At 67.1% G+C, this 26,702-nt stretch carries 28 protein-coding genes; 14 read left to right on the top strand and 14 right to left on the bottom strand.

Annotated elements, in window-relative coordinates; translation table 11 throughout:
• The first annotated feature begins 171 nt into the window (after window positions 1-171).
• Window positions 172-1,116, top strand: a complete 945-nt coding sequence (locus AB0M15_RS30720; protein WP_363825551.1) for a glycoside hydrolase family 19 protein — start codon at window positions 172-174, stop codon at window positions 1,114-1,116.
• Between the two features lie 123 nt (window positions 1,117-1,239).
• Window positions 1,240-2,199, top strand: a complete 960-nt coding sequence (locus AB0M15_RS30725; RefSeq protein WP_363825554.1) for a glycoside hydrolase family 19 protein — start codon at window positions 1,240-1,242, stop codon at window positions 2,197-2,199.
• 74 nt (window positions 2,200-2,273) lie between these two features.
• Here the strand turns inward: AB0M15_RS30725 and AB0M15_RS30730 are convergent, their stop codons facing one another.
• From AB0M15_RS30730 to AB0M15_RS30740, 3 genes are all read right to left on the bottom strand, one after another.
• The gene (locus tag AB0M15_RS30730) at window positions 2,274-3,161 is read right to left on the bottom strand and encodes a hypothetical protein (protein WP_363825557.1); all 888 of its coding nucleotides are present in this window, start codon (window positions 3,159-3,161) and stop codon (window positions 2,274-2,276) included.
• A complete protein-coding gene (locus AB0M15_RS30735) occupies window positions 3,158-3,772 on the bottom strand; it encodes a sigma-70 family RNA polymerase sigma factor (RefSeq protein ID WP_363825560.1) in 615 nt (204 codons plus the stop codon). The genes AB0M15_RS30730 and AB0M15_RS30735 overlap by 4 nt, the downstream gene beginning before the upstream one ends.
• Before the next feature lie 254 nt (window positions 3,773-4,026).
• The gene (locus tag AB0M15_RS30740; RefSeq protein ID WP_363825563.1) at window positions 4,027-5,130 is read right to left on the bottom strand and encodes an AI-2E family transporter; all 1,104 of its coding nucleotides are present in this window, start codon (window positions 5,128-5,130) and stop codon (window positions 4,027-4,029) included.
• Window positions 5,131-5,467: 337 nt separating this feature from the next.
• On the opposite strand from AB0M15_RS30740, the gene AB0M15_RS30745 reads away from it, so the two are divergent.
• From AB0M15_RS30745 to AB0M15_RS30770, 6 genes are all read left to right on the top strand, one after another.
• The gene (locus AB0M15_RS30745) at window positions 5,468-6,895 is read left to right on the top strand and encodes an MFS transporter (RefSeq protein ID WP_363825566.1); all 1,428 of its coding nucleotides are present in this window, start codon (window positions 5,468-5,470) and stop codon (window positions 6,893-6,895) included.
• 19 nt (window positions 6,896-6,914) lie between these two features.
• The gene (locus AB0M15_RS30750; RefSeq protein WP_363825569.1) at window positions 6,915-7,490 is read left to right on the top strand and encodes a TetR/AcrR family transcriptional regulator; all 576 of its coding nucleotides are present in this window, start codon (window positions 6,915-6,917) and stop codon (window positions 7,488-7,490) included.
• On the top strand, window positions 7,487-7,915 hold the full coding sequence (locus AB0M15_RS30755) for a helix-turn-helix transcriptional regulator (protein WP_363825572.1): 429 nt from the start codon (window positions 7,487-7,489) through the stop codon (window positions 7,913-7,915). Before AB0M15_RS30750 ends, AB0M15_RS30755 begins: the two co-directional genes overlap by 4 nt.
• Before the next feature lie 32 nt (window positions 7,916-7,947).
• Window positions 7,948-8,382, top strand: a complete 435-nt coding sequence (locus tag AB0M15_RS30760; protein ID WP_363825575.1) for a VOC family protein — start codon at window positions 7,948-7,950, stop codon at window positions 8,380-8,382.
• A gap of 66 nt (window positions 8,383-8,448) precedes the next feature.
• Entirely contained in the window at window positions 8,449-9,327 is an 879-nt protein-coding gene (locus AB0M15_RS30765; protein ID WP_363825578.1) for a hypothetical protein, read from the top strand.
• The gene (locus AB0M15_RS30770) at window positions 9,327-9,680 is read left to right on the top strand and encodes a GntR family transcriptional regulator (protein WP_363825583.1); all 354 of its coding nucleotides are present in this window, start codon (window positions 9,327-9,329) and stop codon (window positions 9,678-9,680) included. Before AB0M15_RS30765 ends, AB0M15_RS30770 begins: the two co-directional genes overlap by 1 nt.
• 2 nt (window positions 9,681-9,682) lie before the next feature.
• Here AB0M15_RS30770 and AB0M15_RS30775 read toward each other — a convergent pair whose 3' ends face one another.
• Both AB0M15_RS30775 and AB0M15_RS30780 read right to left on the bottom strand, forming a co-directional pair.
• On the bottom strand, window positions 9,683-10,063 hold the full coding sequence (locus AB0M15_RS30775; protein ID WP_363825587.1) for a RidA family protein: 381 nt from the start codon (window positions 10,061-10,063) through the stop codon (window positions 9,683-9,685).
• 5 nt (window positions 10,064-10,068) lie between these two features.
• Window positions 10,069-10,689: a TetR/AcrR family transcriptional regulator gene (locus tag AB0M15_RS30780; protein WP_363825590.1), complete on the bottom strand. Its 621-nt coding sequence runs from the start codon at window positions 10,687-10,689 to the stop codon at window positions 10,069-10,071.
• Between the two features lie 164 nt (window positions 10,690-10,853).
• Here AB0M15_RS30780 and AB0M15_RS30785 point away from each other — a divergent pair, with 164 nt between their 5' ends.
• Entirely contained in the window at window positions 10,854-12,866 is a 2,013-nt protein-coding gene (locus AB0M15_RS30785; RefSeq protein WP_363825593.1) for a GxGYxYP domain-containing protein, read from the top strand.
• Window positions 12,867-12,917: 51 nt separating this feature from the next.
• Here AB0M15_RS30785 and AB0M15_RS30790 read toward each other — a convergent pair whose 3' ends face one another.
• Genes AB0M15_RS30790 through AB0M15_RS30805 form a run of 4 tightly spaced genes read right to left on the bottom strand, consistent with a single transcriptional unit; the run spans window position 12,918 to window position 16,132 of the window.
• Window positions 12,918-13,517: a hypothetical protein gene (locus tag AB0M15_RS30790; protein ID WP_363825596.1), complete on the bottom strand. Its 600-nt coding sequence runs from the start codon at window positions 13,515-13,517 to the stop codon at window positions 12,918-12,920.
• A 46-nt stretch (window positions 13,518-13,563) separates the two neighbouring features.
• Window positions 13,564-14,736 carry an MFS transporter gene (locus tag AB0M15_RS30795; protein WP_363825599.1) on the bottom strand — a complete coding sequence of 391 codons (1,173 nt, stop codon included), beginning with the start codon at window positions 14,734-14,736 and terminating at the stop codon, window positions 13,564-13,566.
• Window positions 14,733-15,491 (bottom strand): DeoR/GlpR family DNA-binding transcription regulator, encoded by a 759-nt coding sequence (locus tag AB0M15_RS30800; RefSeq protein ID WP_363825602.1) that lies wholly within the window; start codon window positions 15,489-15,491, stop codon window positions 14,733-14,735. The genes AB0M15_RS30795 and AB0M15_RS30800 overlap by 4 nt, the downstream gene beginning before the upstream one ends.
• A 38-nt stretch (window positions 15,492-15,529) precedes the next feature.
• A complete protein-coding gene (locus AB0M15_RS30805) occupies window positions 15,530-16,132 on the bottom strand; it encodes a hypothetical protein (RefSeq protein WP_363825605.1) in 603 nt (200 codons plus the stop codon).
• A 93-nt stretch (window positions 16,133-16,225) separates the two neighbouring features.
• Here AB0M15_RS30805 and AB0M15_RS30810 point away from each other — a divergent pair, with 93 nt between their 5' ends.
• The 5 genes from AB0M15_RS30810 (at window position 16,226) to AB0M15_RS30830 (ending at window position 22,941) form a co-directional block, all read left to right on the top strand.
• Complete coding sequence (locus AB0M15_RS30810; RefSeq protein ID WP_363825609.1) at window positions 16,226-17,026, top strand: GNAT family N-acetyltransferase; 801 nt, start codon at window positions 16,226-16,228, stop codon at window positions 17,024-17,026.
• Window positions 17,027-17,086: 60 nt separating this feature from the next.
• Complete coding sequence (secA2, locus tag AB0M15_RS30815) at window positions 17,087-19,567, top strand: accessory Sec system translocase SecA2 (protein WP_363825612.1); 2,481 nt, start codon at window positions 17,087-17,089, stop codon at window positions 19,565-19,567.
• A 259-nt stretch (window positions 19,568-19,826) separates the two neighbouring features.
• Window positions 19,827-20,915, top strand: coding sequence for a site-specific integrase (locus tag AB0M15_RS30820; RefSeq protein ID WP_363825615.1), 1,089 nt, complete (start codon window positions 19,827-19,829; stop codon window positions 20,913-20,915).
• Complete coding sequence (locus AB0M15_RS30825; protein ID WP_363825618.1) at window positions 20,912-21,265, top strand: helix-turn-helix transcriptional regulator; 354 nt, start codon at window positions 20,912-20,914, stop codon at window positions 21,263-21,265. The genes AB0M15_RS30820 and AB0M15_RS30825 overlap by 4 nt, the downstream gene beginning before the upstream one ends.
• A 1,013-nt stretch (window positions 21,266-22,278) precedes the next feature.
• Complete coding sequence (locus AB0M15_RS30830) at window positions 22,279-22,941, top strand: hypothetical protein (protein ID WP_363825621.1); 663 nt, start codon at window positions 22,279-22,281, stop codon at window positions 22,939-22,941.
• A gap of 287 nt (window positions 22,942-23,228) precedes the next feature.
• Here AB0M15_RS30830 and AB0M15_RS30835 read toward each other — a convergent pair whose 3' ends face one another.
• The 5 genes from AB0M15_RS30835 to AB0M15_RS30855 all read right to left on the bottom strand — a co-directional run bounded on the left by AB0M15_RS30835 (window position 23,229) and on the right by AB0M15_RS30855 (window position 26,658).
• A complete protein-coding gene (locus tag AB0M15_RS30835) occupies window positions 23,229-24,104 on the bottom strand; it encodes a hypothetical protein (protein WP_363825624.1) in 876 nt (291 codons plus the stop codon).
• Between the two features lie 151 nt (window positions 24,105-24,255).
• Entirely contained in the window at window positions 24,256-24,822 is a 567-nt protein-coding gene (locus tag AB0M15_RS30840; protein WP_363825627.1) for a sigma-70 family RNA polymerase sigma factor, read from the bottom strand.
• A gap of 207 nt (window positions 24,823-25,029) precedes the next feature.
• On the bottom strand, window positions 25,030-25,404 hold the full coding sequence (locus AB0M15_RS30845; RefSeq protein ID WP_363825632.1) for a hypothetical protein: 375 nt from the start codon (window positions 25,402-25,404) through the stop codon (window positions 25,030-25,032).
• A gap of 46 nt (window positions 25,405-25,450) precedes the next feature.
• Window positions 25,451-25,879: a hypothetical protein gene (locus tag AB0M15_RS30850; RefSeq protein ID WP_363825636.1), complete on the bottom strand. Its 429-nt coding sequence runs from the start codon at window positions 25,877-25,879 to the stop codon at window positions 25,451-25,453.
• 143 nt (window positions 25,880-26,022) lie between these two features.
• Window positions 26,023-26,658, bottom strand: coding sequence for a hypothetical protein (locus AB0M15_RS30855; RefSeq protein WP_363825639.1), 636 nt, complete (start codon window positions 26,656-26,658; stop codon window positions 26,023-26,025).
• Window positions 26,659-26,702: the final 44 nt, after the last annotated feature.

Here is a 26,702-nt window from a genome sequence, read left to right on the forward strand (position 1 = left end):
GCTGCCCGCCCGGGTAGGCGAGCAAGCTCGCCGGGGTTGTTCGGGTAGGCGAGCGCGCCTCGTACTTCCAACGCCCCGCGGCCCCCAAGGCCGCGGGGCGTTGCGCACTTGAGCAACGGCTCCCGGGCGGTGGGAGGGTGGCGATCATCCTCCTACCGCCCGGGAGTTCTTATGTTCAAGCGTGTTGTGTCGTCGGTTGTGGTGTTGGCTGCGGTGGCATTCGGTGCTGCTGCGCCTGCTCAGGCAGTTGGGTTTCAGACCACTGCGAGTGCGCTCAATATCCGGTCCGAGCCTTTCCTGTCCGCCGCCGTGGTGAAGGTGCTGAACGGGCCGACCGCGGTCGACGTCGACTGCCAGAAGCTGGGGGACTCAGTGACGGTGCCGGGGAGGGCGGCGACCAGCTGGTGGGCGCATCTGCCGGCGCATGGCGGGTACGCCACGGTCGGGTACATCAACACCACGGAGACGAAGCTTCCCGGCGTACCGGATTGTCCGGCCGACCCGCCGCCGCCCGCCGGTGACGTCACCCTGGCTGACGTCCAGGCGATGTTCGGCACCCGGATCGCCAACCCGTCGATCGTCCAGACCGGCCTGCCGTCGCTGAACCAGGCGATGCGCACCGCCAGCATCAACACGCCCCGCCGCAAGGCCGCCTTCCTCGCCACCCTCGTGCACGAGTCGCGGCTCGAGTACAACATCCGCGAGATCGGCGACACCCGCGTCTACGGCGGCCGCGGCTACATCCAGCTCACCGGCGACTTCAACTACGGCCCCGCCGGCCAGTACTTCGGTATCGACCTGCTCGGCAACCCCGAACTCGCCCGCTCGCTGCAATGGAGCGCCCCGATCGCCCGCTGGTACTGGACGGTCGCCCGCAACATCAACCCGATGGCCGACGCGCTCGACATGGGCAAGGTCAACGCCGCGATCGGGTACCCGGCCGGCGCGGAGGACCAGCGCCGCTGCGACTCCTTCAAGAACGCCCTGCGGTACCTGTCCGGCTCTGTCCCGGCCGGCGTGATCTGCACCCGCTCGAAGGCGCTCAGCGGTGACACGAGCATGCTCACCAAGGCCCAGTTCGAGGCCCTCGACCGGATCCCCGGCACCGTCGGCTGATTGCAACCTGGTCGAAAGGCTTGAGTCGGGGACAGTTTGGGTGGAAAGTGACATCGCCGTGGAAGATGCTGGTTAACTTTTCACGGACACCGTGCCCATGCTGTCCCCGCCCCGGGAGTTGCCATGCTCAAGCGAAGAATCCGCCGTCTCCTGATAGCCACCCTCGCCCTCACCGGGCTCACCGCCGGTGGCCTGATCACCGCCATTCCGGCCAACGCAGCCGTCTTCAACACCTACGGCACCGGCGTAAATGTCCGCGCCGACGCCTACCTGTCCTCACCGGTCGTCCGGACGCTGCCCGGCCCGACCTCCATCGACGTGGACTGCCAGAAGTACGGCGACCTCGTCACTGTCTCCGGCGGTTCGAGCCGCTGGTGGGCGCACGTGCCGGCCCTCGGCGGGTACGTCACCGTCGCCTACGTGGCGATCCCCGAGGACAAGCTCCCCGGCGTCGCCGAGTGCGGCGGCACCAACCCGCCGTCGGGTGACATCACGCTGGCGCAGGTGCAGGCGATGTTCGGCACCCGGATCGCGAATCCCTCACTCGTCCAGACCGGGCTGCCGTCCCTCAACCAGGCGATGCGGGACGCCAACATCAATACGCCGTACCGGAAGGCCGCGTTCCTCGCGACGCTGGTGCACGAGTCGCGGCTGGAGTACAACATCCGCGAGATCGGCGACACCCGTGTCTACGGCGGTCGCGGCTACATCCAGCTGACCGGCGACTTCAACTACGGACCGGCCGGCCGGTACTTCGGTATCGACCTGCTCGGCAACCCCGAGCTGGCCCGCTCGCTGGAGTGGAGCGCTCCGATCGCCCGGTGGTACTGGACGGTCGCCCGCAACATCAACCCGTTCGCGGACCAGCTCAACATGGGCAAGGTCAACGCCGCGATCGGCTACCCGGCCGGTGCCGAGGACCAGCGGCGTTGCGACTCGTTCAAGAACGCGATCCGGGTGCTGACCGGCTCGGTGCCGGGTGGCATCATCTGCACCCGCTCCAAGGCGCTCAGCGGCGACACCAGCAAGCTGACCCGCACCCAGTTCGACGCGCTCACCAAGGTGGGCGGCGGCCTCGGCTGACCCCTCCTCAACCGAAGCGCCACCTCGGCGACAAGCCGGCCGGACTCCGCCCAGAGTCCGGCCGGCGGTCTTCGCTAGCCCCGTTCGACCCCGCTGAAGAGCACTTCGCCGTCTTTGCCGACGGCGCGGTAGTCCACCTCGGTCAGCCCAGGCCGATGAACAGCGCCCAGCTGGGAGGCGGTGGCGTAGCCGCGACCGAAGTACGCCGGTACGACGTACCAGGGTGAGGCTCCGCCGGTCCACCGGATCCGTATCTCCACGTAGTTGGTGGTGGGCAGGGCGGCGAAGGTGTAGCTGACGAAGAGCCGGGTCGAGTTGCCGTCCGGGATCTCCGAGAAGCTCCACCGCCCGCTGATCGGCTTGCTATTGGTCAGTTTCAGGCTCTTCTCCAGCGGGACGGCGGCTGGATCGAAGGCATACAGGAGCTTGTCGTCGTAGCACTCGACCTGTACGCCGGCGAGGGTCGTGAACTCCTGGATCAGCAGGTTGTTCCGCAGTGGTTCGAGCAGGCCGCCTTCGCCGGGTAGCGCCTTCTGCAGGCGGGCCATGTAGGAACCTTTGAGCGACACGTCTGCCGGGGTCACCGGATTCGGCTGGCCGAGCGCGCTCTTCTTCGCCGCAAGGCATTTCCTGGCAACTGCTGCGTCGACGATTCCGTTGTCGTTGGTGGAGGTGGATCCCCGGTCGAGGTTGATGCGTTCCGAGGCGTTCGCTGGGAGTTGCTGAGCCGCTGTCGGCCGAGGACCGGCCGGTCCGACAGAGCCGGAGTCGCCGCCGACGCGGGTGCTGGCGACTACCCCGCCGGTGATGACGGCTACTCCGCAGGCGGCGGCCACGATCGGGGTCCAGACGGACCACTCGCGGCGGGTGCCGCGGGCGTTCCGGACCAGCTCTACGCGGAGGTCTTCGATGTACTGCGGGTCGAGCTCCTCGACCGGTGGCGGGGTGGTGAGGTTGTTCATCGGGCCTCCTCCGGTCCGGATTGGTCGAGCAGGGCGGGCAGGCGGCGGCGGGCCCGGGCGAGCCTTGCCTTGACGGTGCCCTCAGCGACCCCCAGTACTTCGGCCGCCTCGGCAAGCGGTAGTTCGGCCCAGTAGACGAGCTCGACCGTTTCGCGTTCATGCGCGGGCAGTCGGCCGAGTGCAGCCCGGACGGCCTTGATCCGTTGCTCCGAGTCGACCCGGGCCGCGACGCTCTCGGCGTGGTCGGGTGCATGCAGGGGAGCGGGCTGCCGGCTGACGAACTGCGCCAGCCGTCGCTTGGCGCGAGTCGAGTTGCGTAGCTCGTTGCGGGCGATCGTCAGCAACCAGGCGCGAGCGGTGTCGTGCAGCAGCGGCCCTGGGTCTGCATGGCTGAACTGCTTCCACGCCGTGATGAAGGTGGCCTGTACTGCGTCGTCGGCGGTCGAGTACGAGCCGGTGTGGCGGACCGCGTAGGCGTGGACGACACCGGCGTACCGGGTGAAGAGGGTGCCGAGGGCGTCCGGGTCGCAGCGGCGCAGTGCCTCCCACAGGTCGTGGTCGGCGGGCAGGGCAGGCGGAGGTTTGTCCTGCCTGCTCGATGTCATGGGCATACCTAACAGGGTCCGCGGCTGCCCGCTTGGTTGCCGGCGCCGCGCTCGCCCGGCCAGCCCACTCAAAGATGCACGGACCAGCCGGGCGGACGGAACAGTGGGCGCTCGTTGTCTCAACACCCGCCATCTCAAACGACCCACCCTGCGCGCGGGCGGACGCTTGTGTCCTCCGGGTTCCCCCCACCCCGAATTCCATGCGCTTGCCCGGGCAAGCTCATACGGCAGGTCTCTTCGCCTACCGGGCTTCGCCCGGGTCAGACCAAAGGCTCGCGGTTTGGCGCGCCAGGCTCAGTGAAGGGTGGCGGCACCGATTTCGTGTCCGGACCCGAGGAACGGCCGGAGTTCCTTCGGCCGGCCACCTCGCTGACGATGACCTGGATCGAACCGGCGACGGGGATGGCCACCAGCACTCCGAGGATCCCGGCGACCTCGGCGCCGAGGATGATCGCGATCAATACGGCGAGGGGTGAGAGCTTCAGTGCGTGCCCATAGATCAGCGGACGTAACGTGTGACCCTCGACCAGGTGATAGACGACCATGAGGACGAAGACCACCAGGGCCGACACCGGGCCCACGGTGAGTGCGACCAAGCTGAGCAGGACGGTCACCACCACCGGCCCGACGTACGGGATGAACTCGATGATCGCCGTGAACAGTCCCAGCGCCAAGGCGTAGGGCACGCCGACGATCAGCAGGATGACGGTCGCAACGGCTCCGGCGAGAAAGCTCGCCAGCAGGTTGCCGGTCACGAACCCGCTCACCGATTTGTAGACGCCCGCTCCGATGCGCTCGGAGCGTGCTCGATGCGTCGCTGGGATCAGATAAGTGATCCGGTGGCGCCATTCCGGGCCTTCGAACAACATGAAAAGCGTCAGGAAGGCGATGATGATCATCCCGCTGATGGTGGTGGCTACGCCCTTGGCGATCCCGAGCACTGGGGCAGCGGCACCGGTCACCCCGCTGGCGCCCTGCTTCGACACTGCCTTCTGTACCTCTTCGACCACCTGGTACTTACGCTCGAGGAAACCCAGCGGTCCGCGGCCCTTGGTCAACTCGTCCACGAGTCCGGGCACCGCGTTGACGAAGTGTGTGATCTGCGTGACCAGCGGCGGAATGAACACCAAGGCCAGCAACGCGAAGATGACCACCGCGAGGATGCAGACCGTTGCGACCGCGAACCCGCGGCGAAGCCCGCGACGCTGGAAGAACTCGACGGCCGGATTCAGCGCGAGCGCCAGGAACAGGGCGATCGCGATGATCGTGAGTCCCTTCTCGGCCCGAAGGACAAGCCAGAGTGCGGCCGCTACGCCGAGCAGGATTCCCAGGCCCGCCAGCAGCGTGCGCGCGCGGATTGTCACGACCCGCTCGCTGGAACCAGGGCCGCGTGGGTCATCGGGCTGGACAGTCATCGGAACCCCCCAAGGAAGCGAGTGGCGGGCTCACCGTGCCAGTTCGCAGGGCGCCGTTGCGTCCGCTACTCATAGCCCCGCCGCCTGCCCCAGAACGCCAGCCATACGGACAACCTCGATCCCCGGTACCACAGCACCACCTGCTGTCTCGGTACCCCACAGGTCCGGCCACTATGCACCCGCCGCCTTCCGTGGCGACGCGTCGCCAGGTTGCCGAAACTCATCCTTCGTGCCACGCTCTCCTGGGTAAACTATACAGTCATGTTCAGTTTAGGGGAGTGGGGATATGCGACAGAACAAATGGCTGGTGCTCGGTCTGCTCGCGTTCGTGCAGTTCATGCTGGTGGTCGACATCACCGTCGTGCAGATCGCGTTGCCGAGTATCGGGACCGACCTCGGGCTCGGCCGGCAGTCGCTGACCTGGGTGGTGACGACGTACACGCTGGTCTTCGGTGGGCTGATGATTCTCGGCGGGCGGCTGGCCGACGTGCTCGGCGCCCGCCGGACGCTGCTGACCGGGCTGGTGATCTTCACGCTGGCCTCGGCGACTTCCGGGTTGGCGGGGTCGGCCGCGGTCCTGATCGCAGGCAGGGCCGCGCAGGGGCTGGGCGCGGCTCTACTCTCGCCGGCGGCGCTCGCGATCGTCACGACGACCTTCCACGAACGGGATCGCAGCCGGGCGCTGGGGATCTGGGCCGCGATCGGCGGTGCCGGCGCAGCGGCCGGAGTCCTTCTCGGCGGCCTGCTGACGGCCGGACCCGGCTGGCAATGGGTCTTCTTCGTCAACGTCCCCATCGGACTGGCGGTGCTCGCATTGCTACCCCGCCTGGTCCCGCACCAGGCGGACGCGGGCCGGGTGGAGACGGGCCGGGCAGGTTCGGTGGGCGCTGGACGGAGGGCGATCGATATTCCGGGGGCTTTGCTGGTGACGGCTGCGACCGGGCTGTTGATCTATGGGTTGGTCAACGCGGGAGCGGATGGATGGGGTGCTGGCAGGACGCTGGGCTTCCTTGCGGCCGCGGTGGTCAGCTATGGGCTGTTCCTGCTGGTGGAGGCGAAGACTGCGACTCCGTTGATGGACCTGCGGACGATGGGGCGCAGGCCGGTGGTCTCGGGGATGTTCCTGATGCTGGTGGCGACCGGGCTGCTGCTGGGCCTGTTCTTCCTGACTTCGCCTTTGCTGCAAGAGGTCCGCGGCTACAGTGCGCTCAAGACCGGCCTGGTGTTCCTGCCGGTCGCCTTGGCGATCACCGGGGGAGCGCAGGTCGGAGGACACCTGATCGGCCGCATCGGTGGACGTGCCGTCGCAGCCGGGAGCTTCCTGGTCACCGCGCTCGGAGCAGCGTTGCTGACGCAGGTCGGCGAGAGCGTCTGGACCGGTGTGCTGCCCGGGTTCCTGCTGGCTGCGTTCGGGATCGGACCGCTCTTCGTGACGGCTATGACCACCACGATGGCCAATGTGCCCACAGCCGAGGCCGGGGTGGCGTCAGGCGTCGTCACAACCTTCCACGAGCTCGGCGGCAGTATCGGTGTCGCCGTGATGTCGACGGTAGCGGCCGCCAGCTTCACCGGTCCAGTGGTCAGCGGCACGGACGGCTTCTCCGCCGGGTACGCCGTCTGCGCGGTCGCTGCGGCTGTGTCCGGGGTGATCGCATTACTGCTCGTCCCAGCAGGCAAAGCGCTCGTAGTGGCGGGTCACGGACACGGGCACTGAGGCCTCGTAAGGTGTAGGCGTGCCGACCTCCACCCCGAAGCGCAGGGCCGACGCCGAGCGGAACATCGAGACCATCCTGCGCGCGACCCATGAGCTGATGGCGCACGGCACGCTGCCGTCGATGAGCGACGTCGCCACTGCCTCCGGAATCGGCCGCGTCACCCTCTACTCTCACTTCCCGTCCCGCGAGGTCCTGCTGGAGGAAGTGCTGCGGCGGGGGATCGCACACACCGACCAGGTACTGACGGAACTCGCTCTGGACGAGCAGTCACCGGCGGAGGCGCTGGCGCTGGTGGTGCGGACGTCGTGGCCGATCCTGGACCGGCATCGGCGGGTGCGGACCATCGCACTCGCCGAGATCGGCCCGGAGACGCTCCGGCGACAGCATGACGCCGCCTTCCAGCATGTCGGCCGACTGATCGAGCGGGGTCGTGCAGCAGGTGACTTCCGCACCGACCAGCCGGTGGACTGGCTGGTCGCCACCTTCTACGCGATCCTCCACGCAGCCGCCGACGAGGTCGACGCCGGCCGCCTCACCTCAGCCGACGCGCCCGCGCTCCTGATCAGCACCCTGCTCTCCACTCTCCGCCCATGACCGTGACCGTGCCGGCCGAACTGCTCACCCACCTGCGGCGAGCCCGCGACGTCGCCGATCGCAACTACGCCGAGCCGCTCGACCTGAGTGCGCTGGCCGCGGCGGCGGGCGTTTCGAAGTACCACTTCCTGCGGTGTTTCACCGCTGAATACGGTGAGACGCCGATGCAGTACGTCGCCCGGCGGCGGATCGAGCGGGCGGCGGATCTGTTGCGGGCGACCAACCTGACCGTCACCGAGGTCTGTCAGCTGGTCGGGTACAGCAGTCTCGGGTCGTTCTCGCAGCGCTTCTCCGAGCTGGTCGGGATGAGCCCGTCAGAGTACCAGCGCACCCAGCCGGGCGCCCGCATCCCCGGCTGCTTCGTCTTCATGCTCGGCCTGAACTCCGCAATCGCGGAGAAGCCACCGCAGCCTCCCCGGACGTAGCGTCGTAGCCACAGATCCGACGAGGAGGCACCTTGATCACCAACGTCAGCCTGATCACCGTCTACGTGCACGACATCGACGAGGCGAAGGCGTTCTACACCGAGAAGCTGGGCTTCGCGCTCGGCCAGGACATCACCGCCGGCGAGTTCCGCTGGTGCACCGTGCACCAGGCCGATCACCCGGAGCTCCACGTGGTGCTGATGCTGCCCGGCCCGCCGATGGATCCCGAGTCGGCCGAGTCGATCCGCCGGATCATGGCCAAGGGTTCGATGCACGGCTTCGGCATCAACACCGACGACTGCCGCAAGACCTTCGCCGAACTCGTCGCCAAGGGGGTCGAGTACATCCAGGAACCGTCCGACCGCCCGTACGGCGTCGAGGCGGTGCTCCGCGACAACTCCGGCAACTGGCTGGTCCTGGTCGAGCAGAAGCTGTACTCAGCCGCCGATTTCCACTCCGCCGACTGACCCCTGCTTGACAGTAGTCTTTGTATCAATACAATTGAGACAAAGACTCGAGGGGAGCTGGTCAGGATGGGGTTGTCACTCGGCCTGGTGATCGTGGCGATGGTGGGCGGGGCCGTACTGTTCGCGTCGCGCAGGTCGATCGCGCGGAGCCAGGTGGGGCGGCTGGTCTACACCGGCGGCCTCCCGAAGGACGCGCGGTTGATGGCGGCGGCGGAGGATCGGCTGGCCCAGACGCAGGTCGCCAGCGCGGTCGGGCTGGCTGTTGCGGGCGTGGTGGTCGGCGGGATCGTCCTGCTGGCGGGCGACAGCCTCTTCTCGCCGGTGCTCGGCTGGACCTTGATGGGGATGATCGCCGGTGTCGGCATCGGATCCTTCGTGCTGCAGTTCCGGGCGGTGCGTGCCGCGCGGCCGGCCGGCCCGCGGACGGCGACTCTGCAGCAGCGTCGGCTGGGGGACTACCTGACTCCGGTGGAGATCATCGGGCAGTACGTCATGCTCGTCTTTCCGCTGCTCGCGCTGGCTCTGGGTGTGCTGGTGCTGGCGACCGCCGACGACCACGCCGCGCGCGGGTGGGCGTTGGTGATTCCTGGTCTGGCGACGATCCCGGTCGCGGCGGTCGGCATCTACCTGCAACGCCGGATCCTCGAGCTGAACCAGCCGGCCTCCGGTGCGGACGAGTTGCGCTGGCAGGAAGCCCTGCGGGCCAAGGCTTTGCGGGACATGCTCAACATCCTGATCGGCGCCGGCTGGTTGTTCGGCGCGGCCCTGGTGCTGTCCTTCGAGTGGCCGGCCGGCGTACCTGGTTTCGCCACGCCGTTCGCGTGGGCTATCTTCGTCGGCGGCACGGCAGTCGAATGCCTGATCTGGGGAGCCGGCGACAGCAAGCGGGGCCTGCGTCGTTCGCAGCAAGCGATCCGGTCGCCCCTGGGAGACAGGCAGAACTGATGATCATCTCGGTGGATCCGGCCGCATCCCGGCCGCCGTACGAGCAGGTGAAGCAGCAGGTGGAGCAGTTGATCCGCCGGGGGGAGCTGGCGCAGGGGACGCGGTTGCCGACCGTGCGCCAGCTCGCCGGGGATCTCGGGCTCGCGGTCAACACCGTCGCCCGGGCGTACAAGGAGCTCGAGGCCGACCGGCTGGTGGAGACCCGCGGGCGGAACGGGACGTTCGTGCTCGCCGCGCGCAGCGAGATCGACGACGAGGAGACGCAGGCGGCCGCCACGGTGTTCGCCCGCGCGGCCCGCCGGGCAAACATCTCGCTGTCCGAGGCGACCCGGATCCTGCACGAAGCCTGGTAGTTCTAGGAACGTGCGGCGACCGCTTCGACCTCGAAGAGGATGTCGGGCATCGCCAGCGCGGCCACCCCGATCACCGTCTGGGTCGGGGGAGTGGCGCCAACCTCCTGACCGATGATCCCGAGCTTCTCGAAGTCAGGATTCACGACGTACGTCCTGAGCTGGACGACATGGCTGAGATCGAGCCCGTGGGCTGCCAGTGCGATCCCAAGGTTGCTGAACGCCTGCTTCACCTGCTCAGCGAAGTCGGGCGACACGACTATGCCATCCAGGCCCGACCCGTACTGACCCGAGACGAACACCAGCTCCGAGCCGGCCGGAACGGCGGCGGTATGGCTGTAGCCGAACGGGACCGGGTTGTGCAGACCCTCCGGATTGACGAACATCGACGTCACCTCTCTGCTGGATTGATCGTGAGCGCGAAGGCGAGCTGAGCCAGCACGACCTCGCGATACTCCTTGTCCTGCGGCGTTTGATGACCCAGTACGACCGGGTAGAGCTGCCCGACGATCGCCGCCACCACGACCTCGACCACCGCGGCGATCTCGAACCGCGGCGTGAACGCACCGCTCTCGACCCCACGTCGCACTGCATCGAGGAACGGCTCCCGGTACTGCGCCGCCAGCGCGCCCGCATGCTCCTGCAACTCGGCGTCATGAGCGGCCGCCGTCCAGAACTCCATCAACATCCGCCACGTCGCGACGTCGGTGGACAGCCCTTGATCGACCATCGCGACCAACTGCTGCCAGGGATCGTCGAACTGCGCGACCAGCTCATCCATCGCGGTCACCGCAACGGCGGTCGCGCGCCCGAACGCCTCGATCAGCATGTCCTCGCGCGACCCGAAATAGCCCTGCAGGGTGCTGACCGCCACCCCGGACGCCTCGGAGACATCGACATATCGAGTCCCGGCATAGCCGCGGTCGGCGAGCACCGTGATCACCTGGTCGAGCACGAGCGTGCGCTTGGCGCCGCCCGCCCGGCGAGCGCGCCGTGATCCAAGGTTGCTCATGCTCGTACCGTATCACCATACGGTAGTGGCATGAGCAGGCGAGCAAACGGAAACGATTCCAAGCAATTTGCCGACAACGTTGTCCGAGGTCTCGACACGCGCTGTAATGCTGACTAATCTCCCCGTCATTTGACAGCGATGTCAGCGACAGGGGAGTGGTCACGATGGTGTCGAGACGAACGTTCCTGGCGGGTAGCGGCGCACTGACAGCAGGTGGGTTCGGGTTGCTCCCCGGCCTGCCCGCGGGCGCGACGCCGACCATGAGTACCTCCGGAGGCGGTCGGCTGCTGCCGGCCTTCGAGAGACCGAAACACCTGCACTACGGCGATGTCAGCAAACTCAGCGGCGGCGACCAGACCCTGCTGACGACGTTGCAGGGCATCGTCAACCGCACCCGGCCCGAGCTGTACTTCAGCTTCGACACCGGCACCATGAGTACGCCGGACGCGAAGTGGCTCGCCGACATGCACCTGCCCACGACGACGTACCAGAACCCCTTGGATCTGGTGGCCAAGTGCCGGCATCGGGTTCGCGGCGCGATCGTCCACGACCCCGCCGTGCCGGACTCGCTCAACGTCGCGACCACCCTCGCCGGGCTGGAGAACGCCGTCGTCGCGGACGCCGATCAGGCCAAGGCGCACGGCCTGCGGATCGTCAAAGACCTGCGCGGCATGTTCGACGGCGATCGGGTGAAGACCTACCGCTGGCAGCTCGACAACCTGTTCCCGCGCGTCACCCACAAGCTGCTCGCCGGCCTGCCGCCGACCCGGGTGGTCGCGGTCGAGAACGTGCAGTGGCAGGAGATCGCCCGCGAGACCCGGCAGATCCGCGACTCGTCGAACCGCGGCAGCTATGACCTCGACGTCTCGGCCAAGCTCGGCAAGGGCACCGTCTTCGTCCGGTTCGCCGACTCGTTCACCGACGACGGCTGGGGCGCGTCGGTCTCCGAGATCACCGTGAAGGCCAACGGCACCGAGATCGCGCACTTCCTGCCCGGTACGCCGGAGGAGGCGCCGTTCCTCTTCGACGGCGTCAACTCCTCGATCGGCGGCGAGGCCAACCGCTTCAGCGACGGCGGCGGCTACTTCATCTACCAGTTCGAGCCACCGGCCGGTACGACGTCCCTCGTGGTCACCGTGACGATGTGGAACCAGTACCTGGTGAGCGCGACGGACACCTCGCCGACCCGGATCGAGCCGTTCGCGTACTTCCGTGACTACGTGGTGGCCACCAAAGCCCTGGTGAGCTGGCTACCACCGGGTGGCGAGACCGGCGACCTGCTGGTCGAGCACTTCGCGAAGTACCCGACGCTGGCGCCGTACATGGGCTGGTTCGCCAACGACGTCTCCGGCGAATGGGACGGCGTCGACCTCGCCTCGCAAGGTGGTTCGCCGGTGATCGCGGCCGACTTCTACATGAACGGAACCGTCCACGCCGGCTTCACCGCACCGATCTCGGACAAGGTCCGGCCGGTCCGGCGGATCAGCAAGCCGAAGAACAAGGTGTACCTGACGCTGACCTTCGGCGAGGGCGACAACATCCAGTACTGCCAGCGGCACATGCGCGACCTGTGGGACGACCCGAAGCGTGGCGATGCGCCGGCGAACTGGACCATCAGCCCACTGCTGCTGGAGACCGGTCCGGGGTTGTTCAGCCACTATCAGCGGACCGCGACGGCCAACGACCTGCTGGTCTGCGGCCCCTCGGGCGCCGGCTACACCTACCCCGGGTCCTGGGTGCCGAGCGACTTCACCCAGTTCCTGAAGCTGACCGGCTCGACGCTGCGCCGGACCGGGATGGACGTCGTCTACTCCTACAGTCACCGTGAGAATGACAAGTGGGTGCTGCTGTCGCCGGAGATCGCCGCCGGCTTCAAGAAGTACACGCCGCTGAAGGGGATCATGCAGACCTGGGACGGCGATCTCCTCGCGGTCCGGCAGGGCGGGCTGCCGGTCGTCGGGCAGTGGGGTGCGCCCGGCAAAGCCGCGGAGTACAAGGCGGCGCTGGATGCCCGGGTCGCGCAGTGGGACGGTACGAAGCCGCTGTTCATCTCCGGCGGGATCAACGCGTGGTCGTGGACCCCGTCGGACATCTCAGCGCTGGCCGCCCTCCTCAAAGACCCGTACGAACTGGTCCTCGCGAACACCTTCTTCGACCTGCTCAACCGCGTGCTCTGACAAAGAGCTGGACCTGCCGCGGTGGCGCGGCAGGTCCAGCGGCTAGCGGCTTTACCAGCGGTGCGCCACGTCGACCACGATGCGGCTGGTGTTGCCCGCGCCGCTCAAGGTGAAGACGCGGAACGGGAGGCGGGCGCGGAGTCCGACACCGATGGCCGTCTCACCCTCGAAGCATCCCTCGTCCACGACCTGCCGGAACGTCCGGTAGCCGTGCACGTTGGCCAGCTCGTTGTAGTTCGCCGGATCGTAGCTCGGGACGCCGTCGTCGCTGTCGAACGAGGTCACCGACAGGATGATTTCCAGCTTGGCGCCACCGCGCACCGGAATCAGCTTGCCTTCGCCGACGGTGTAGAAGTCCTTCACATAGTGCACGCGGAACCAGGACGGCTTGCCCTGCACGTCGAACACGATCCGGTCGAAGCAGGTGTGCCTGCCGGTCCGGACGTTGGTCAGCTGTCCCCAGCCCTGGTAGGTACTTGCCTCAGGCAATGAACCCCAGCCGGTGGGGCAGGAGGCGGCAAGGGCGGTCCCCGCGGTCTGCGCGGCGTACGCCGGCACACTGACCGCGCCCGCCGGTAGTGCGGCGAGGGCGAGTACTGCGAGTGCGGTGCGGATCGGTTTGTGGTGGTGGATGAACTGGATGCATTTCATGTGCCCCCCTCAGGACACTTGTTAGATGCGCCCCGAGGGTCGGAAGTTATCGATCCTCTTCGTCGCGAGGGAGAACGGCCGAAACGGCGACCAGGCAGGCTGACAACGCCAGCGGGAGGATCATTGCGTGCTGGACGCCGAAGTGCTCGACCAGTTGGCCGATGATCGCCGGGCCGACGAGGAAGGCGGCGTAGCCGAAGGTTACGACGATGGCGAGCATGCGGCCGCCGCCCACGTGGCCGGCCACGGCATAGACCTGGGGTGCGACCAGGCCGACGCCGAGGCCGACCAGCGCCCAACCGATCAGCACCAGCGGAAGCGGGTGGGCGAAGACCGTGAAGAGGTAGCCGCCGATGGCGGTCACCGCACCCACCCGTACCACCGCCCGTCGGCCGACCCGGTCGACGGCTCGGTCGCCGAGCAGCCGGATGACGACCATGAACCCACTGACGGCGACCAGGCCGAGCGCGCCAGTCGACGGGTCGACCTCGGCGACGTCGGTGACGTGGACCGAGGACCAGTCGATGGCGGTGCCCTCGGCCAGGCCGAAGCAGAACGCCATCAGGCCGAGTGCCCAGGCCAGCCGCGGGATCGCCGTACGGACGCCGTCCTCGGTGTGCTCGATCTTCCGTCCGTGCGGCACGATCCGGACGCAGACGGCGATCGAGATCAGGCCGACGACGCAGAGCGTGCCGAGCGCCGGGCCGACGTTGCTCGCCCCGGTCTTGTCGAAGGCCCGCGCGATCAGCACGATGGTGCCGGCGGCGGTCAGGTTGCCGACGCTCCAGAAGGCGTGGAACCGGCTCATGATCGGCTTCGGGCGGGCCTGCTCGACCTCGACGCCGAGCGAGTTCATCGCCACGTCCATCGCGCCGTTGCCCAGCCCGGCCAGCACCATCGCGACGATTGCCCAGGGCAACGATGAGGTGAGCGAGAGGGTACCGACGCCGAGTGCGAGCAGGGTCAGCGTGACGAGCGCGACCGGCCGCGCACCGATCCGGTCCGCCAGCCGGCCACCGATCTGCATCGACACGAGAGCCGACGACGCCAGACACAACAGCAACAACGAAAGCCCTTGGGCGCCGATATCGAGCCGCTCCCGCAGCGCAGGCAGGCTGCCGCCGACGCCACCGATCAGCATCCCGTTGGTAACAAACAGCAGGAACACCGCTCCAGCCGCAGTCCGGGTGGACATGGGGTTGGGGGATGTGGTGGTCATGCGAACCTGATTTCGACGTCGGCGGAGCGGAAGGCTTCCAGGGCTTCGGTGTTGGCGGCGGCGTCGGTGATCAGGACGTCGACGGATTCGAGGCCGGCGACGGTCACCATGGCGGTGCGTTCGAGCTTGGCTGATTCGACGGCCAGCAGGACCCGGGCGGAGGACTCGATCAGGGCGCGTTTCATCGCTGCGTCGGCCAGGGTGTTGGTGGTCAGGCCGTGCGCCGGGAGCGCCGCGCAGCTGCTGATCACCGCGGTGTCGAAGTGGATGCCACGGACACCAGCTTCCGCGGCGGCGCCGTACGACGCGAGCTCGGGGGAGCTCACCTCGCCGCCGGGCATGATCAGCTTGGTCCGCGCCGCCTCGCCCAGGACGACCGCCGAGTGCAGCGACAGTGGCATCACCGTGATCGCGCGCCCGGCCAGCTCGCGGGCGACGGCGAGGCAGGTCGTGCCGTTGTCGAGCGCGACCGCCTCGCCGTCGGAGATCAGTTCGGCGACGGCCGCGGCGAGCCGTCGCTTGACCTCCTTGCCCTGCTTGTCCCGCAACGTGAACGGGATGATCTCGCCGCGCAGGGCGACCCCGACCGCGCCGCCGCGGACCCGGCGTACCAGGCCCTGGCTCTGCAGCAGGTCGAGGTCGCGCCGGATCGTCATCTCCGACGTCCCGGTGTCCTGAGCCAGCTCAGCAACCCCGACCCGCCCAGCCCGGGCAAGCTCTTCAACGACGAACTTCAGTCGTTCCTCACTGTTCACATGTTCATTCGAACACGACTGCTGTTAGAACCGCAAGATCACCAGTGGTGCGCGACGTCGATCACCAGGCGGGTGGTGTTGCCCGGGCCGGTGAGGACAAGGGTCCGGAACGGCAGCCGAGCCCGGACGCCGAGCGCCAGAGTCGTCCAGCCTTCGAAGCTGCCGCCCCAGGCCACTTGGCGGAAGGTGCTGTACCCGGCGACGGTGGTCAGCTCCTTCTGGTTCTTGAATCGGTACGTCGGCCGCCCGGCCGCGTCGTACGCCGGTGCGGTGACGACGATCTGGAGGACGGCGCCGCCGCGGGTGCGGATCGGTGCGCCGGAGCCGTCGGCGGTGGCCACCTTCACGTACTTGACCCGGAATCCGGTCCCGCCCCTGCCGGCCAGATCGACGACCAGCCGGTCGAAACAGGCGTGCCGACCGGTCCGGACGTTCTTGACTGCCGACGCGCCACCCCTGGTGCTTGCCTCAGGCAACGAGCCCCAGCCGGTCGGGCAACTGGTCGAGCGCGCCACCGACCGCTCGACGAGTGGGCTCGCCTGCGCCGGTACCGCGACCGCGGCGCCGGTTGCCAGGGCGGCGATCGCGACCGTGCCGATCGAGCCGCGGAGAGGGTGGCGAACGAATCCGAATCTGCTCATGACGTTCATCCCTTCCGTGACGTCCGAGTGCTCTACCGGTAAGACGCCGTAAAGGGGATGACGGTTGACCTGCGAACGGCGAGGATGGCCGGGATGACACCCGATGAGCTGCTAGACGTTTTCCACCGCCGGATCCGGTTGCCGGACGCCGACACGATTCCCGGCTGGAAGCAGGAGCTGGACGGGCTCGTGCACCGCTCGTACTTCGAGGGCGAGGGCGGCGGCGGGTTCGTCGAGACGCCGCGCGGGCTCGGCGACGACCCGGACGCCGTGATCGCCGCCCAGGTCGCGTTCTTCCGCGAGCGCGGGCTGGAGTTCGAGTGGAAGACCTACGCGTACGACGAGCCCGCGGACCTGGGGGAGCGGCTGGTCCGCGCCGGATTCGTCAAGGCCGATCCGGAGACGCTGATCCTCGGCGATGTTGACGCGATCCTGGCCCGGCCGTCGGCGCTGCCGTCGAAGGTCCGGATGCGGGACGTCGGGGAGGACCCGGCCGACTTCCATCGGATCGCGGTGCTGATGGATTCGCTCTGGCACATGGGGCTGGAGCGGATCGAGGAGCGGCTGGCCGCGGAGTACCGGATGTTTCCGGACCGGCTGGCGATCACGCTGATCGAGGATGCGCTGCGGGGTCCGGAGGGACCGGCGTTGACGGCCGCGTGGATCCGGTTCCATCCCGGGACCGGGTTCGCGAGCCTGTGGGGTGGCGGGACGCTGCCGGAGTGGCGCCGGCAGGGGCTGTACAGCGCGATCCTGGTGCACCGGGCGAAGATCGCCAAGGAGCGCGGGTATGAGTTCCTGCGCGTCGACGCGTCCGAGGACTCTCGCCCGATCTTGCAGAAGCTCGGCCTCCATGCGGTCACTACGACCACGCCCTACGAATGGAAGCCCTGACACGCCCAACCCGGTGAGCGGAACGACCTCGGCAGGCTGTACGTTGCGGAGATCATGGCCATGAAACTCACCTCGCGCTTTCGCCGGCTGCTGCAGCGCCCCGGCTCGATCGACCTCGGCCCGTACGAGAAGCTGACCGCCGCGGTCGGCGAGGCGGAGGAGTCGCTCAAGGACCTGACCGACGAAGAGCTCACCGAGGTCGTCACCGAGATGCGGACCACCGGTGGTCTGGACGAGGGCGACCAGATCGAGTTCTTCGCGCTCGCCCGGGAGGCCGGACTCCGGGCCATCGGCGAGCGGGCCTTCGACGGCCAGATCGTCGGCGCGCTCGCGCTGCTGCAGGGCCGGATCGTCGAGATGGCGACCGGTGAGGGCAAGACGCTGGCCGGTGCGTTCGCCGCCGCCGGCTACGCGATCGGTGGCCGGCGCGTCCAGGTGATGGCGGTCAACGACTACCTGGCCCAGCGCGACTCGGAGTGGATGGGCCCGATCTACCAGCTCCTCGGCGTCACGGTCAGCCACATCGGCCAGGCCTCGACACCTGAGGAACGGCGGACGGCGTACCAGGCCGACGTCTGTTACGCGCCGGTGAGCGAGCTGGGCTTCGACGTACTGCGTGACCGGCTGGTCGACGACGTCGCCGACCGGGTCACCGTCGAGCCCGACGTGGCGCTCGTCGACGAGGCCGACTCGGTGCTGATCGACGAGGCCCGGGTGCCGTTGATCCTGGCCGGCGCGACCCGGACCGAGGAGCTCGACGACGACGTGGTCGCGCTGGTCCGCACCCTGCGCGCCGGGCTCGACTACGAGATCGACGGCGACGGCCGGACGGTCGCCCTGACCGACAAGGGCACGGACAAGGTCGAGGCGGCCCTCGGCGACATCAACCTGTACGAGGACGAGAACCTCGACCGGCTGACCCAGATCAACGTCGCGCTGCACGCCGAGGTGCTGCTGCGCCGCGATGTCGACTACCTGGTCCGCGACGGCAAGGTCAGCCTGATCAACAACAACCGCGGCCGGATCGCCAAGCTGCAGCGCTGGCCAGACGGTCTGCAGGCGGCGGTCGAGGCCAAGGAGGCCGTCCCGGTCAGCGACTCCGGTGAGGTGCTCGACAGCATCACCGTGCAGGCGCTGGTCAGCAGCTACCCGACGCTGTGCGGGATGACCGGTACGGCGGTCGTCGTCGGCGAGCAGCTGCAGGAGTTCTACAAGGTCGAGGTCGCGGTCGTCCCGCCGAACACGCCGAACGTCCGCGTCGACGAGCCGGACCGGCTGTACCTGACCGTCGCCCAGAAGAACAAGGCGCTGGTCGAGCACATCGGCGAGGTCCACGAGACCGGCCGGCCGATCCTGATCGGGACGCACAGTGTCGAGGAATCCGAGCAGCTGAGCGATCAGCTCGAGGAAGCCGGTATCCCGCACGTCGTGCTGAACGCCAAGAACGACGCCGAGGAAGCCGCGATCATCGCCGAAGCGGGTGTGCCGGGGACGGTGACCGTGTCGACGCAGATGGCCGGCCGCGGTACCGACATCCGGCTCGGTGGGCGCGACGAGTCGCACGACAAGGACCGCGCGATCGAGCTGGGCGGGCTGTACGTCATCGGCACCGGCCTGCACGCGTCGCGCCGGCTGGACGACCAGCTGCGCGGCCGCGCCGGACGCCAGGGCGACCCGGGCGGCTCACTGTTCTTCGCCAGCCTGGCTGACGAGCTCGTCACCCGGTACTCCGTGACGTCGGGCCTGCGGCCGTCGCCGGATGCCGACGGCCGTCTGACCGACCGCAAGGCGATCGGCATGCTCGAGCACGCGCAGCGCGTCGCGGACGGCGCCAACGCCGAGCTGCACCGTACGACGTGGTCGTACCACCGGCTCACCGGCCAGCAGCGCTCGATCCTGCTCGACACCCGCGAGAAGGTGCTGACCGAGGACCTCGCCGCCGAGGAGCTGGCGGAGCGGGCCAAGGAGCGGTACGACGAACTGGTCGAGGAGCTCGACGAGGACACCGTCAAGGCGGCCGCGCGGAAGATCGCGCTGCACCACCTGGACCGCAAGTGGACCGACCACCTCGCCTACCTGGCCGACCTGCGCGAAGGCATCCACCTCCGCTCGCTGGCGGGCGGCATCGTGCACATGAAGCCGATCGACGAGTTCAACAAGTCCGCGATCGCGTCCTTCGACACCTTGATCGCCGACGCGTGGACCGAGGCCGCCGAGACCTTCAAGGAAGCCGAGATCACGGCCGACGGTCTGGACGAGGAAGCCTCCGGCGTTCCGCGCCCGACCGCGACGTGGACCTACCTGGTCAACGACAACCCCTTCGGCACCGAGGCGGACCGGATCCTCGGCCGCCTCCGCAACGCCATCAAGCCCGAATCCGAAGGCCAGTCCGAAGAGATCCCCGCCGAGACCTTCGACGAGGACGACCTCCCCGAAGAACTCCGCGACCTCGACGACGAAGACCTCGCCGACGAACTCCCGGAGGAACTCCGCGAGGCGGACGACGACAGCGAAGACAAGAAGCCGGACACCAAGGACTGAGCTTCCACAGCAGTCAGAAGACAGCCACCACAGAGGTTCTGTGGTGGCTGTCTTGCTGTCAGCTCATGGCCGGAGCGAGTCCAATATCCCGTGGGTTTTCGAGTTCGGATCTGTAGTCCGTGGCGGTTGTGTGGCTCTGACCTGGCGTGTTGTCTTGCCGTGAGAACCAGCGTCTCGACATGATGCTTCTTCATGAATTCTGAAGAAGCATCGGCAGTTGTGATAGCTAGCTGCCCTGGGTGAAGGCGGAGGTGCGCTCTTGAGCCTGGCCGTAGTACGTGACCTGCGGGGACACCGGGAGCTGGTTGGCCCGGAGGAACTGGCCGGGTTCGAGACTGATGTGCTGGCTGGGTTCGTGTTGGCACGGGCGTCTGCTGGGTTGCTGGATTCGTCGATCCAGGCCGACGTTGCTCGGTTGGAGCATGTCCGGTCGTGGTTCGGGCGTCCATTGTGGGAGATGGAGCCGGCCGACGCCGATGCGTATTTCGGGCGGGTGCTGCGCAGCAGTCCGAAGACGACGCGGGCTAGCCGGGCGAGCTCGTTGAGCGTGTTCTTCGAGTACCTCGAGCTGCGGCACAAGATCGAGATCCATCAGCTGACAGGGCGGGTGGTGGAGTGTCCGCTGGACGAGCTGAACCGGCCGCGGGCAGTGACCACGGCGTCGTTGCGGATCCCACCGACAGAGCCGGAGCTGGAGGCGTTGTTTGCGGGCTGGCGTGAGGAATTGGCCGGATGCCGGAAGTTCGCTCCGATGGCTCGCGACTTCGCCGCGTCCCGGTTGATGTCGAAGGTCGGGTTGCGTGTGAACGAGGCCCGTTGTCTGGATTTGGCCGACGTGCGCTGGGATCTGGGCCGGTTCGGCGAGCTGCATGTTCGCTGGGGCAAGGGCAGTCGAGGTAGTGGACCCAGGGAGCGGCTGGTGCCGTTGATCAACGGTGCGGACCAGATTCTGCGCTGGTTCATCGAAGATGTCTGGGGCCAGTTCGACGACGATCACCTGCGGCCGGGTGCGCCGCTGTTTCCGTCCGAACGCAAGAACCTTGACGGCAGCTGTGCCCGGGTCGGCGACGACGCACTACGACGAGGACTGGTCAGAGCGACCGCGACCCACCTACCGACCTGGGCAGGCAAGGTCACTCCGCATGTACTGCGGCACTTCTGCGCGAGCCAGCTGTACTTGTCCGGGCTGGATCTGCTGGCGGTCCAAGAGCTGCTCGGCCACTCCTGGATCCTCACTACGATGCGCTACGTCCATGTCCACCGCACCCGGATCGAGGACGCCTGGGTCGCAGGCAACCAGCGGGCCGCCGATCGCCTCAACGGACTCCAGGAAGGAACACTGTCATGAAGTGGAACCTGCGGCTCGCCGCCGCCAACCGCAGCATCTGGAAGGCCAGCGAGCTGCAACGGATGCTCGCCGAACACGGCCTGGTCATCTCCACGGGGAAGATGTCGAACCTGTGGTCCGGCCAGCCCGCAAGCATCAAACTCGACGACCTGGACGTCATCTGCGTAGTCCTGCAGTGCTCGGTCGACGAACTACTGCTCCCTGAGCCGAACAAGGTGACCCGGCAATCAGACGACTCGGGCAGCTCGTCGGTGCAGGCCGCCGGCGGTGGCGGCACCTCGCCGGTCGCTGGACCTGGACCAGCGGTGACGCCCAAGCGCCGCGACGGACGATCCTTGCCGCCGCGGTGACGGGGATCTGATGGGTGGCCGGAACTCGCCTGACAAGCCACCGTCGGGCTGCGTGGACTGCTTCGCCTGGGGGCAACTACCGGGTCGCAGGTGCGGTCCATGTGCTCGCTTCAACTTCGTTCATCCCATCGGTGACTGTGGCGGCTGCGCACGCACTATCGCGCTCAGCAAAGGCTTTTGCCGGTTGTGCTGGGCATGTGCCAGCGACCGGATGCGGGGCGTGCAGCATTGGGGGTTGACGCCGAACATGGTCAACACCCGCTATCACCAGCTGTTCTTCACTCACATGCATCGTCCCCGCAAAGCCGACCCGCGGCCCCCACGACCGTCGGACCGGCGCTTGTATGTTCAGCGGCTCCCACCGCTGCAGATCCCGAATCGCCGTCGCGGTACCTGGGGCATACAGTTGGCGTTGTTCGACATGGTCCGCGACTACTCCCGAGTGGAGCTTCCGGCCCAAATCGATCGGCGATACTTCCACTTCGAGTCCGACAACCCCTGGTTGAACTGGGCCTTCCATGCAGCCCAGGATCTCGCCGAGCTGCGCGGCTGGTCGCCGCTCGCGCTCCGGGAGGTCAACGTCGGCCTCGTGATCGCGCTGTCGACCAACCAGCACGGCGAACCAGTACGGCATAGCGAACTCTTCCCGGCCCTGCGGTCTCGCCGAGTCCCGGTCGAACGCACCACCGCCGTGCTCGCCGCGATCGGGCTCCTGGACGACGATCGAGTACCCGCACAGGACCGCTGGCTCGAACGCAAGGTCGCCCCACTCGCACCAGGTATCCGCCACGACGTCATGGCCTGGCACCTGCGGCTGCGCGACGGCGGACCACGCAGCCGCCCACGAGCCCCAGAGTCCGCCCGTAGCTACCTCCGCACTGCTGCTGCCGGCCCTCACCGCATGGTCCCAGCGCTACTCCCACCTCCGCGAGATCACCACCGAGGACCTCCTCGACCTCTTCAATGGCACCAACGGGACCAGCGCCCTCCAAGGCAACAAGCAAGGCCGGACCGTGACCGCACTGCGCTCCCTGTTCGGCCACTGCAAACGCACCGGCACCATCTTCGGTAACCCCACCACCAAGCTTCCCAAAGGCATCTGGTGCTACCGGGCCCTCGTTCCGCTTCAGCCCGACGACATCACAGACGCCGTTACCAAGGTCAACCAGACCAGCACACCGCTGCCCCGACTCGTTCTCGCCCTCGCCGCGATCCAGGCTGCCCGCACCGGCGACATCCGCACCCTCCAGCTCGACGACGTCGACCTCGGCAACCGGCGCATCACCATCGCCGGTGTCACACGCCCCCTCGACAACCTCACCTACCAGGCCATCCGCGAGTGGCTCGACCATCGGAACAACCTGTGGCCACACAGCGCCAACCCGCACCTGATCATCAGCCGACAGACAGCCATGGAGACCAAACCGGTCACGTCAAGCTGGCTCAACCAGCCCGTCCGAGGACTCCCCGCCACCATCGAAAGACTCCGCCAAGACCGACACCTCGACGAAGCAATCACTCACGGCTTCGACCCACTCCACCTAGCCGCCGTCTTCGGTGTCACCGCCCCCACCGCGATCCGCTACGCCGCCGCCGCGCGCGAGCTCCTCCAAACCGATCCCACTCACGCCGACGCGGCCGATCAGCCCCCGAGCCGTTATCGGTCCGCCGACTAACTTCGCTGATCTTTCCGAGCTGAGGGTGGGTTGGCCGGTGCGAGGTTACGGCAGCCCCCTACTTGTCACGTCGGGCCAGCTTCGGGAGTTCAGGCTCAACTGAGACGGGAGTTCACTGTCCAGAGCCCGGATCTCGCGAGTTGGCCGGATGGTGTCCGTTGAGGGTTCCCCCAACGGACACCACCCTGTTCAGCCCCTCGATCTCCGGCCCAATCTGGCCGATTGTTGTTCGCGCTGGAAGTTGAGGGTGAGGCTTGTTCGGATGACGCCCGGGCCTGGCATCGTGGCTAGCGGTACTTGGCCGAGAGATAGAGGGCGTAGGAGATCGTGGCGGGGATTGCCACGTTCAGGCTGCCGGCATTGCTGGTCAGGATCTGCTCGTAGGACAGCAGTACTCCCTCATGACTGATCAAGAGGATGTGCCGGGTGGGGAGGCCCGCGCGGTCACTGTCGTAGGCGAACCCATACGCCGGTCGACCAGCTCGGTCCGTTGTCGTTCCGAGATACCGCACGTCATCTCGGGCGGCCAGTTCGTCCAGCAAGACAGCGCGCTGTGCCGGCTCAAGCACGGCGGTCCCCAAGTTTTCCGCGATGCCGTTGAGGAGCATGCCGGTTGATCGATCCGGTTGCCGGGTGAACACCGCGTTGAGGAAAGCCTGCTTGGTCAGCGGTGGCTGGGTGTACCAGGCCACGATGCCGGGCTCGGTCGGCTCGGTGGTGGACTCGTGACCGGCTCCGGTCGTACCGCCGGCACCGCTGTCGATCCAGGCTTTACGATCCGCCTCGGTCGCGAAATGCGGCTCGCTCTCATCGGAGGTGATCCGCGTCGTGCCACCTGCGCCCTTGATCTCGATATCTGTGGTGATCTTCTTGGAGAACCATGCGCTGGTGGCTTCGCCCTTGCCGGGAGCGCTGGTGACCAGGGCGTAGCCCTCGTTGATGAAAACGGCTCCGCGCTGACGTGTCGCCTGCGCGGTGGCGGGCTGCTGACGCAGTCCGGCCGCCATCGAGCGAAGGAGGTCTTTTCCATTCTGCGCGTTCGGGGTGAAGGTGAGTGTCGGCGGAGTCGCCGCTCTGGCCTGGGGAGTGGAGTTTGGGATGAGTGCCGGGATGACCAGTGCGAGCGCGGCGACTCCTGTTGCGGCGATCAGCACGGGACGCACGGACCACCGTCGACGAGGCTGCTGAGCTGGCTGGTGCGGTTCAGCTCTGATGGTCAGCCGGCGAGCGCGTTCCTGGAGTACTTCAGTGGGCGGCGTCGGTGAGTCCTCCGGGTCTGGATCGACCGAACGGATCAAGTTGAAGATCGAGGAGTCAGACAGTTTCATCGGTGCTCACAGCCTTTCGCAGTCCGTTCCGGTGCGGAACGTCGGGGTTTGAGTCGTGAGCGTGAACGAAGTAGAGGGCTGAGAACCGCCGCCGTGCGCGGTGGAGCCGAACCGCGGCCGTCGCCGCCCTGCAGCCCAAGACTCCACCGAGATCGGGTGGCGCGAGACCTTCCCAGGCCCACAGGATCAAGATCTCGCGATCGTTGGGCTTCAGCTCGGCCAACACCTGGCGTACGACGTGGGCGGACACGACACCCTCGGCGATATCCCGGTAAGCGGGCAGCTCCGTGGCCTGTGCGCTGACCGCGATGCCGTCGCGTCCTTGGGCCCGCGAGCGCTCAAGCAGCAAGTTACGAGCGACCCCATACAGCCAAGGCAACTCACGCCGACCGGGAACTTCGTTCCAGCGTCGCCAGGTGATCAGGTACACCTCGTTCGCCAGGTCTTCCGCGGCGTCTGGCCCGCAGCGGCGACCTAGATACCTGAGCACGTCCGGCCAGGTCTCTGCGTAGAGACGGCAAAACGCGTCGTGAGGTGTTTCCTCCGTTTGCATCACACCTTCTTATGACGCTGGCAGCCGATTCATTACAGGGCCGTGGAACTTCTCGGCGTTCCGTGCCCGAAGGGCGAACTCGGTCGGGAGGGGCTGAGAGGCACTACCGGGAGAGCCCTGAGGCGGCCAGGCCCGCAGAGTCCTGCGGGCCTGGCCACGTCAGGAGAGGGCCAGCATCCAAGGATGTCGGCACATCCGGACTGGAACTTACTTTTTTTCAGGACCTGTGATTTGAGCAGTGTGCTCGAGCCCAAGGTCTTCGTAGTTGAGCGTCAGCGTGGCGCCCGCAAGACGGCTCGTCTGCTCGGGCTCGATCTCGGCCTGGAACACCCAAGCATGGCTCTGGGTGCCTCCACCGCCACCACCGTAGAAGTCGGCGATTCGGAGTTGAGCGCCGTCGCTCACTACGATCTGCGGCCTCTTGGGCCGTGCTGCGGGCTCGCCTTCAACCATCAAGCCGATAAACATGTACTTCTTACTCGGGGTCAGCCACAGCCCGGTGTGAAAGACCGTGGTTCCATCGCTGGCCTGGCCGATGTTGGCTGGAGCCACCAGTTGTATCGGGTCTTCTCTGGAAGGCATCAGATCTCCTGAGTCGGCATGGTGGTCGAGGCGCGGACTATACACCTCAGAACGAGCAGGGGAGCGTGCGCTTGGGGGTGGTGTAGGTCTTCGTGGTGCCATCAATCTGAAGACTCCAGACCGCCTTATAGACCGTATTCACGCTCCCCTTGCAGAATCTGCTTTGGACGATCGCATAGGGTTCGGTGTCCACGCCGCCGTGCCCGCCGAAGGCGACCGATGAACCGTCCGACACTCGAATGATGTTGGCCTCGAAGCTGTACGGCTCTCCGTTGTTGCACTTGTACTTGATGAACGTATTCAGCCAGCGGCCGTCCTGCGCGAAATCGTACTGAAGATAGTCATCGATCACCTTGCAGCCGGTGAACGGCGGGGCTGCCGCCTGCGCCTGCAGAGGCAGGATCAGGCCACCGCCGAGTACTGCTCCTGCGCCGATCATCGCACCTAGACGTGTTACCCAGTGCTTGCGCTTCACTTTCGCCTCTTCCATCGTCGCTTGATTCCCGAACGCTCTTCTTGGCTGGACATCACGACTCAGCCGTCTTGACCTAAGAGGACGTCTGCCGACCTGCCAACTAGATTCAAGGTCGGCAGATGCACTTTGAGCGCGGCCCTAAGTCAGCACCTGACGTCGAGGTAGTCGGCCTTGTTGTCGTTCGCAGGCGTGACTGAGGAACTCTGACTCTGCGCTGGCTCTTTCCATAGCAGCACGAGAGAGCCGGAGGTTGTGAAGTTGCTGACGTGAACTTCTTTCGACTGCGTGTTTACCCATGATGAAGTTTTGTCGCGGAAGTTGTAGGTATCGAAGTCACGCCCGCCGCAATCGTGGAACTGGAGCCGCCGACCGTTCGTGTTCTCGTTGAAGTTGCTGAATTCGTAGACACACGACCAGTCCTTGAAGGTACCGGTGGGGCAGCCCCTCACGTCTGCCACAGCGTCGGGAGCGGCCACCTTGGACGAAGGCGGAGTGCCCGTGCGGCCGGGAATGCTGAAGGTCATGATGGTGTCGCCGCCGTCGTAGGCGACCTCGTTCTGGCTGATCTGCTTACCGCCGGAGGTGGCGGCGAGCTGCTCGTCGACCTGCGCCTGGAGCGATTTCGCCTGAGCCGCGGTTAACGCGAAGCGTGCGAACGGGCCTTCGACAGATCCCGCCGAGGGCTGCTCGCTCACAGGAGCGGCGCTGGCCTGGCCCGCGCCGACCAGGCAGAGGATCGCCGCGGCGGCTGCCAGCGAAGCTGTCTTGAGTATTCTCATTGTTCTCCGATCAAGGTGGACGGTCCCCGAGCAGAGACTTGGGA

The sequence above is a fragment of the Kribbella sp. NPDC051718 genome, from assembly GCF_040681515.1.
Classification (GTDB): domain Bacteria; phylum Actinomycetota; class Actinomycetes; order Propionibacteriales; family Kribbellaceae; genus Kribbella.

Coding starts and splice junctions, on each gene's coding strand:
- AB0M15_RS30720 (WP_363825551.1), top strand. CDS start 172: ATGTTCAAGCGTGTTGTGTCGTCGGTTGTGGTGTTGGCTGCGGTGGCA.
- AB0M15_RS30725 (WP_363825554.1), top strand. CDS start 1,240: ATGCTCAAGCGAAGAATCCGCCGTCTCCTGATAGCCACCCTCGCCCTC.
- AB0M15_RS30730 (WP_363825557.1), bottom strand. CDS start 3,161: ATGAACAACCTCACCACCCCGCCACCGGTCGAGGAGCTCGACCCGCAG.
- AB0M15_RS30735 (WP_363825560.1), bottom strand. CDS start 3,772: ATGCCCATGACATCGAGCAGGCAGGACAAACCTCCGCCTGCCCTGCCC.
- AB0M15_RS30745 (WP_363825566.1), top strand. CDS start 5,468: ATGCGACAGAACAAATGGCTGGTGCTCGGTCTGCTCGCGTTCGTGCAG.
- AB0M15_RS30755 (WP_363825572.1), top strand. CDS start 7,487: ATGACCGTGACCGTGCCGGCCGAACTGCTCACCCACCTGCGGCGAGCC.
- AB0M15_RS30765 (WP_363825578.1), top strand. CDS start 8,449: ATGGGGTTGTCACTCGGCCTGGTGATCGTGGCGATGGTGGGCGGGGCC.
- AB0M15_RS30770 (WP_363825583.1), top strand. CDS start 9,327: ATGATCATCTCGGTGGATCCGGCCGCATCCCGGCCGCCGTACGAGCAG.
- AB0M15_RS30775 (WP_363825587.1), bottom strand. CDS start 10,063: ATGTTCGTCAATCCGGAGGGTCTGCACAACCCGGTCCCGTTCGGCTAC.
- AB0M15_RS30780 (WP_363825590.1), bottom strand. CDS start 10,689: ATGAGCAACCTTGGATCACGGCGCGCTCGCCGGGCGGGCGGCGCCAAG.
- AB0M15_RS30785 (WP_363825593.1), top strand. CDS start 10,854: ATGGTGTCGAGACGAACGTTCCTGGCGGGTAGCGGCGCACTGACAGCA.
- AB0M15_RS30790 (WP_363825596.1), bottom strand. CDS start 13,517: ATGAAATGCATCCAGTTCATCCACCACCACAAACCGATCCGCACCGCA.
- AB0M15_RS30795 (WP_363825599.1), bottom strand. CDS start 14,736: ATGACCACCACATCCCCCAACCCCATGTCCACCCGGACTGCGGCTGGA.
- AB0M15_RS30805 (WP_363825605.1), bottom strand. CDS start 16,132: ATGAGCAGATTCGGATTCGTTCGCCACCCTCTCCGCGGCTCGATCGGC.
- AB0M15_RS30810 (WP_363825609.1), top strand. CDS start 16,226: ATGACACCCGATGAGCTGCTAGACGTTTTCCACCGCCGGATCCGGTTG.
- secA2 (WP_363825612.1), top strand. CDS start 17,087: ATGAAACTCACCTCGCGCTTTCGCCGGCTGCTGCAGCGCCCCGGCTCG.
- AB0M15_RS30825 (WP_363825618.1), top strand. CDS start 20,912: ATGAAGTGGAACCTGCGGCTCGCCGCCGCCAACCGCAGCATCTGGAAG.
- AB0M15_RS30840 (WP_363825627.1), bottom strand. CDS start 24,822: ATGCAAACGGAGGAAACACCTCACGACGCGTTTTGCCGTCTCTACGCA.
- AB0M15_RS30845 (WP_363825632.1), bottom strand. CDS start 25,404: ATGCCTTCCAGAGAAGACCCGATACAACTGGTGGCTCCAGCCAACATC.
- AB0M15_RS30855 (WP_363825639.1), bottom strand. CDS start 26,658: ATGAGAATACTCAAGACAGCTTCGCTGGCAGCCGCCGCGGCGATCCTC.